Origin of the sequence: Adlercreutzia equolifaciens (assembly GCF_029076695.1) — a bacterium.
GTDB lineage: Bacteria > Actinomycetota > Coriobacteriia > Coriobacteriales > Eggerthellaceae > Adlercreutzia > Adlercreutzia equolifaciens_A.
The window spans coordinates 1-316 of sequence record NZ_JARFIK010000265.1 but is presented as its reverse complement, the minus strand read 5'-3'; the positions used below and the strand labels follow the sequence as shown (position 1 = coordinate 316).

Here is a 316-nt window from a genome sequence, read left to right as displayed (position 1 = left end):
GAGGCATGTTATGAAGGTATTTGTAGGTGGCGCCTCTGGGCGCGTGGGGCAGGTTCTGGTATCCCTTTTGGCCGACGAAGGGCACGAGGAGGTGGCTGCCAGCCGTCATCCCCTGACTCCTTACAGCGACCACGTCCACCCAGTAACCTTTGATTTCCACAGCGATGTCGACACCATGACCGGAGCGGTAAAGGTCTGCGAGACCGTGTACTTTGTGGCCGGCTCCAGCGGCGCCGATCTGCTGCAAACCGACGCCTTCGGCGCTGTCAAGCTCATCGAGGCCTGCAAGCGCGCCGGCGTGCGACGCTTCGTTATG

1 protein-coding gene is annotated in these 316 nt (G+C 61.4%); it reads left to right on the top strand.

What is annotated here, in order from left to right:
* Positions 1 to 10: 10 nt before the first annotated feature.
* Positions 11 to 316 (top strand): SDR family oxidoreductase (locus PZH32_RS12345; protein WP_275208543.1); only part of this gene is annotated, 306 nt, incomplete at its 3' end.